This window comes from uncultured Megasphaera sp. (assembly GCF_900539295.1).
Classification (GTDB): Bacteria; Bacillota; Negativicutes; order Veillonellales; family Megasphaeraceae; genus Megasphaera.
Genome location: NZ_UQBH01000018.1, coordinates 37,703 through 43,876 on the forward strand (window position 1 = coordinate 37,703; position 6,174 = coordinate 43,876).

Genomic DNA, 6,174 nt, shown 5'->3' on the forward strand with positions numbered 1-6,174 from the left:
CCAAACGGTCTATAAATAGACCAAGTGGTTTATTTTTTTATCAGAAAGGAATCTGCTATGACTACCTCCCCGTCTCTGCTTGCTGAAAAAATCTATCAACAGGCCCGGCTTTCCGGCTACGACGACTGCGGCATCATCGCCATCGACGAGATGGATGAATACCTGGGACGCTTCCAAGAACGACTGGAAAAGGAACCGACGAGTCGCCCCTTTTATCAGCGCATCGAAGGCGCCATGAATACGAAACAGCGCTTTCCCTGGGCCAAATCGGTCATCATTTGTACGTGGTGGCTCGGCCGGTACCGCCTGCCCGAGTCCCTTGAAGGAAAATACGCCCGAGCCTTCTTTCTCGCTCCCCAAGTCTCCCTCGATGAGGAAGGTCTCCGCAAGAAAGACGCCTTTACGGACTGGCTGACGGCAGAAGGCCTGCGCTGGGAAGGCGGCGAAAAAAGCTCCCACCTGCAAATCGGCGGGCTGCGCCATGCCGCCATGAAAGCCGGTCTGGGAATCATTCGTAAAAATAACTTTCTCTACACCGAGAGAGGCTCTTTCGTCATGCTCGAAGGCTTCGTCATCGATGAATCCTGCGAGCTCCGCCAACACCATGACCTAAAGCCCTGCGCTCCCCAATGCCGCCTCTGTCAGGATCACTGCCCGACAGGTGCCCTCTCGGCCCCCTTTACCATGAACCTCTTGAAATGCATCTCTTTTTGGAATACCTTCGGGAAAAGCCAACTGCCGCCTGCGCTGCCTGAAAAAGCTATGGGGTCTTGGATTGTCGGCTGCGATGCCTGTCAAAATGCCTGCCCCTACAACAAGATTCCCGCTGCCAAAGCAGAGAAAGACATTCCTGAAAAAGTAAATCAGGCCTTGCCCTGGCTGGATCCGGAAAAATTGAAAACGGCGCCGGATACGATCTTACGAGACCAGATTCTTCCCTTATGTGATAACCACATCCAACCAAACGAAGTCGACACCCTGCGATGCAGTGCGGCCCGTTATCTTCGGAATCAGCCAAATCGCTAAGGCCTTACAGCTCCGCTCTCACGCGGTATACGAGAATTTTTTCTTTCGCATCGCCGTCAAAGAGGTCGCCGCAGTCGATCGGTTCTTCTTCCATGAGGCGCAGGTGGTGGCTGAGAAATTCTTCTACATCGTCGTAGGGATAGTAAAAGAAGATCCGCAGCCGCCGCGGCCGTCGCTGCAAAGAATCGAAGATCTTCCCCAATACCCGCTTCAGCGTATGCAGGGCGAAGGGGTTGAAGAAAAAGCAGCAGTCGGCTTCATCGGGCAGGTCATACGTCGCCGCATCGGCTAAAACGAAGGACACCCGCTTCCGTGCCGCCGGGCTCTCGGCGTTGACCAGGGCCTTCTGCCACAGCCGCTGGTCGTATTCGATGCCCAGGGAGCGGCACCCGGTCTGATAGGTCATGAAGATACTGACCCTTCCTTTGCCGCTGCCATAGTCGACGAGGGTATCCTTCTTACGGATATAGCCGCTGTTGGCCAATTTTTCGAGGACGCCGTAATCCGTCGGCTCGTAGGGATGATGCTCCCCGTCAGAGTGGCTGTCGTCCCGGCCGGCCGTCTTGATTTGTAAAAGTTGTTCCCATTCTTGTTCTGTCATCTTCCTGTCTCCTTCTTCCGTATCTGACTCCCATTATACACCATTTCTGTTTTTACACGGCTCTTACCCTTTTATCACAAAACATTGATGCCTTTTTGATAAAATGAGCTGAAATATGCAGGAGGTGCATGATTATTATGAAAAAACAATGGAAACGCTGGCTCGCTCTGGGGCTGACCCTTACCGCCATGGGAAGCATGGCCCTGAGTGCCAAGGACGTCGATGCGACGGCCTACATCGTCCATGCTGATGCCTATCAGCTCCCGTATAAGGGAAATGAAAAAGCCTTTAACCATCACATCAACCCCGGTTACGGCTCGGCCCTGGCCCTGAAATCGGTCAACCGCGACGGCACGATTGAATTCTATGCCATCACCGACCGCGGCCCCAACGGCGACATCCCGGCCTATGTCAAAGACGGCAAAAAGATGTCCGGGAAATTCTTCCCGACGCCGAATTTCACGCCCAGCATCGGCATCATCAAGGTCAACCCGGCCAAACAGCGTGCCGACATTATCGCTTCCATCCCCTTGAAAGTAAACGGGAAAGCCATCAGCGGCAAACCGATTCCGTCAGGCCTGACGGGTTCGACCAATGAAGTCGCCCTGGACTTCAAGATGAATGATCTCGGTACCGATCGGAACGGTCTCGATACGGAAGGCCTGGCCCTCGATAAGGACGGCAACTTCTGGATCAGTGACGAATACGGTCCCTTCATCGCTAAAGTCGACAAAAAAGGCAATATCCTTGAAAAATACGGCCCCGGCATGGGCCTCCCCAAAATCTTAGCCGACCGCGTCCCCAACCGCGGCAGTGAAGGCCTGACGGTCGATGAAAAAGGCCATGTCTTCGCCCTCATCCAAAGCCCCCTCGACGTCGACGGCAAAACGGCCAAGACGGCTAAATACACGCGTATCGTCGAATTCGATCCAGTCACGAAAGAAACGACCATGTATGCCTATCCGGTCGACACGGGCTACAAGAACACCGGCGCTGCCAAAATCGGCGATATCACCTCCATCGGTAACGGCCAGTTCCTCATGATCGAACAGGGCAAACAGCACGGCGCCATGCAGAACCTGATCTACAAAGTAGACCTCAACGGCGCGACTCCCATTGCCAACAACGGCGACCTCGAATACGGCCGCTTGGACGGCAAAATCGTACCGGCTAAGAAGGAACTCGTCCTCGACCTGCGTGCAGAAGGCTGGAACATCGAAAAAGCCGAAGGCCTGGCCCTCTTGCCGGACCGCAAGACCATTGCCGTCGTCAACGACAATGACTTCGGCATGGACATCGACGTCAAAGATTCGGCCGTTGCCGATCCGGAAGTTTCGGACTACACCTACGACAGCGACAAAAAAGCCATGATTTACAACAAAGACAATAAAGTCCATAAGGTCAAGATCAGCCTCAAGAAAAACGCTCCGACGGAGCAGGAAAGCCAGATTTGGTTCTTCACCCTGCCGAAAGCCTTATAAGAAAGAATCACCCCTCAGCCGCCTCCAAAACGGGTGAGATGAAAAACGCAGCCGCGTCATGTGGCTGCGTTTTTTTGTGTTCCCCTTAAAGAGGTACGAATTCATCAGCAGCGAAGGAGGACGCCTTTTTCCGGACCGCCGCATAAACGAAAAAAGGTTCCCCTTCCCCCCCCGGCCGGCGTCTTCCACGAGAAACAAGGTCCTGACAGCGCAAAAAAAGACCACCCATGGCTGAGTGGTCTTGGTAAGTTACTTGATGAGGAAGGATTAGAATACGAATACGAACTGGGCACGCGTCAGTTCTTCCGGATCTTTGCCGTCGCCGTCTTTCACTTTCGAAGCGAAGGACTGTCCGACCTGGAACTGAGCGTTTTTCGCGAAGGTATAGTCGATGCCGACGCCCCAGGATTCGAGGTTATCCAATTTGCCAATCCGTCTCCAAGAGCTGGTGGCTCCCATAGCGCCCACCGCATAGGCACCGTCCTGAGCATTGATGTATTCAACCCAAACGTCCCATGTCTTGGGCGTCGCCATGACGGCCTTGCCATAGGTCAAGCGGCCGATCCAGACACCGGCCGAATCTTCGTTGCCCCGTGCCGTAGAGACGGCCTTTTCGTAGCTGACCCGTTCGTAGTTAGCGAGGAGCTTCCAGTCCCGGCCGAAGAGGAAGTTTGCATAAGCCCCCCAGAGGTCATCGAGGTTGGTGTCCTGGAAGGAGTTGTAGTAAGCACCGACAGCCGTGCCGCTGCCAAAGTCCCCTTCGATGAGACCGTAACCCGTCTTGGCGCCTTCCACCGTGTCGGACCCTGCCAGGCGGCCCTTCTTGATTTTACCGTAACCGGCTGTAGCTTTGAAGCGGTCGCCCTTATAAGCCAATTCTGCACGGTCTAAGATATCGCCGTAGTTATAGCCATAGGAGTTGTTGCCGCCGATGACATATCTGTCCGTACGGCCGACGCTGAGGTTCCAAGCCTTGCCGCCAAAATTATAGTCGACTTTAGCGATATCGGTCAAGATATCATTTTCATCTTCAGCTGCGCCATTATCCGCAAAGGAGTGGTAATCGCTGCTGATACCGTACGTAACCTTCGTGCGGTCGTTAACCATAGCGTTAGCGCGGAGGCGAATACGATAATCCCAAGATTTATCGTTTTCTTTGTTGTTTTTCTGATAACGATACCGAAAACGAGCGTCACCGGTCAGTTTAACCTTGCCGACGCGGTTTTCGAGAGCGCTGACGCGAACGCCGAGGTTGTTCAGTTCGTCAGCGAATTCATCAGCTAATTTGTTGATGAGGGCGCGCTGTTCGACAGAAGCTTTGTCCATGTGAGCCATGGCTTTGGCAACCATTTCAGCGGCTTCGTAACGAGTGATGTTACGCTGGCCCTGAAAGTGTTCACCGTCAACGCCTTGGATGATGCCGGCGTCAGCCAGTTCGACGACAGATTGGTAAGCCCAGCTGTCGGACGGTACGTCGACAAAGGGGTTCGCTGCAAAAGCACAGGCTGCGCCAACGGCCATGGCTGCTGCCAGAGCTGCGAATACTTTGGCTTTCATGAGTAGTAACCTCCTTTTTAATGTAAGATGAAGTTTCTGTAAGCCTTCCCCCGTTACGGACGCGTGTCGAAACGGATGCATCAAGGGTTCATTGGCGAGTTGTCCCCGTTTCCGCTCTGTTACGGCCTTGCATCACACGTTTGTCTGCCCTATGGTTCAAGTGCGGCCTGCCTTGGAACAACACTTCTTGTAATGAGTATACATTTTGTATTGTAACCTGTCAAAACAAAGTATATTATGGAAGCTCCCTTTATTTTTAAATATCGCCTTCAGTAAGCTATTTTCGTCTGTGAATTTACTAACTTTTTCCCATTACATCCAAGTACCCTTATCGCCGTTTATTTCGTGTTCACCTTGGAACCACACGCAAAAAAAGACCACCCATTGCTGAGTGGTCTTGGTAATTTCCTTGCGAGGAAGGATTAGAATGCGAATACGAACTGAGCACGCGTCTGTTCTTCCGGATCGCTGCCGTCGCCGTCTTTAACTTTCGAAGCGAAGGACTGCATAACCTGGAACTGAGCGTTCTTAGCGAAGGTGTAGTCGATGCCGGCACCCCAAGATTCGAGGTTATCCATTGTCCCCCATCTCCAGGAGTTGGTAGAACCGCCGATGAAGGCACCGTCTTCAGCGTTGAGGTATTCAACCCAAGCGTCCCAGGTCTTCGGCGTAGCCATGACAGCTTTACCGTAGGTCAGGCGGCCAATCCAAACGGCAGCCGAATCTTCGTCACCACGAACGTCAGAGTTGATATTGCTGTTGTAGTTGACGCGTTCGTAGTTAGCGAGGAGGTTCCAGTCTTTACCGAAGTTGAAGCTTGCATAAGCACCCCAGAGATCATCAACTGAGGAGTTGCGAGCATATTCGATTTCGTTGTATTGGTCAGACATAATATTGTTATAGTATGCACCGATAGCCGTGCCGTTGCCGAAGGAACCTTCGATGAGAGCGTAAGCCGTTTTAGCACCTTTGATACCACTATATACATGATCTACATCATTATCATCAGTAAAGGTGAATGCACCACCAGCAAGGCTTCCAGCCTTAAATTTACCGTAGCCACCCGTAATCATGAAGTTGTCATTCTTATACTTCAATTCAGCGCGGTCGAAGATATCGCCGTAGTTGTAGCCATAAGCTTTAGAGCCGCCGATGACGTATTTGTCCGTACGGCCTACGCTGAGAGCCCAATTCTTGCTGCCGCCGAAGTTGTAGTCGACTTTAGCGATATCGGTGAAGATGTCGTTTTCGTCTTCAGCTTTGCCGTTTTCAGCAAAGGATTTGCTGCCCGTGCTGATGCCGTAAGTAACTTTCGTGTTGTCGTTAACCATAGCGTTAGCGCGGAGACGAACACGATAATCCCAAGATTTATCGTTTTCTTTATTGTCTTTCTGATAAACATAACGTATACGAGCGTCACCGGTCAGTTTAACGTTGCCGACGCGATTTTCGAGAGCGCTTACGCGAACGCCGAGGTTGTTGAGTTCGTCAGCGAATTCATCAGCCAAT

5 protein-coding genes are annotated in these 6,174 nt (G+C 52.3%); 2 read left to right on the forward strand and 3 right to left on the reverse strand.

The window, feature by feature from the left end; genetic code table 11:
* Positions 1 to 57 precede the first annotated feature (57 nt).
* Positions 58 to 1,026: an epoxyqueuosine reductase gene (locus tag QZQ46_RS07210; protein ID WP_296828383.1), complete on the forward strand. Its 969-nt coding sequence runs from the start codon at positions 58 to 60 to the stop codon at positions 1,024 to 1,026.
* Positions 1,027 to 1,030: 4 nt separating this feature from the next.
* On the opposite strand, the gene QZQ46_RS07215 is transcribed toward QZQ46_RS07210, so the two are convergent.
* Positions 1,031 to 1,627 (reverse strand): methyltransferase domain-containing protein, encoded by a 597-nt coding sequence (locus QZQ46_RS07215; RefSeq protein WP_296828385.1) that lies wholly within the window; start codon positions 1,625 to 1,627, stop codon positions 1,031 to 1,033.
* 137 nt (positions 1,628 to 1,764) lie between these two features.
* Between QZQ46_RS07215 and QZQ46_RS07220 the strand changes: the two genes are divergently transcribed.
* On the forward strand, positions 1,765 to 3,108 hold the full coding sequence (locus QZQ46_RS07220; protein ID WP_296828387.1) for an esterase-like activity of phytase family protein: 1,344 nt from the start codon (positions 1,765 to 1,767) through the stop codon (positions 3,106 to 3,108).
* Positions 3,109 to 3,375: 267 nt separating this feature from the next.
* Here the strand turns inward: QZQ46_RS07220 and QZQ46_RS07225 are convergent, their stop codons facing one another.
* Positions 3,376 to 4,665, reverse strand: a complete 1,290-nt coding sequence (locus tag QZQ46_RS07225; protein WP_296828390.1) for an S-layer homology domain-containing protein — start codon at positions 4,663 to 4,665, stop codon at positions 3,376 to 3,378.
* Positions 4,666 to 5,087: 422 nt separating this feature from the next.
* Entirely contained in the window at positions 5,088 to 6,173 is a 1,086-nt protein-coding gene (locus tag QZQ46_RS07230) for an outer membrane insertion signal (RefSeq protein WP_296828392.1), read from the reverse strand.
* Position 6,174 lies beyond the last annotated feature (1 nt).

Coding starts and splice junctions, on each gene's coding strand:
- QZQ46_RS07210 (WP_296828383.1), top strand. CDS start 58: ATGACTACCTCCCCGTCTCTGCTTGCTGAAAAAATCTATCAACAGGCC.
- QZQ46_RS07215 (WP_296828385.1), bottom strand. CDS start 1,627: ATGACAGAACAAGAATGGGAACAACTTTTACAAATCAAGACGGCCGGC.
- QZQ46_RS07220 (WP_296828387.1), top strand. CDS start 1,765: ATGAAAAAACAATGGAAACGCTGGCTCGCTCTGGGGCTGACCCTTACC.
- QZQ46_RS07225 (WP_296828390.1), bottom strand. CDS start 4,665: ATGAAAGCCAAAGTATTCGCAGCTCTGGCAGCAGCCATGGCCGTTGGC.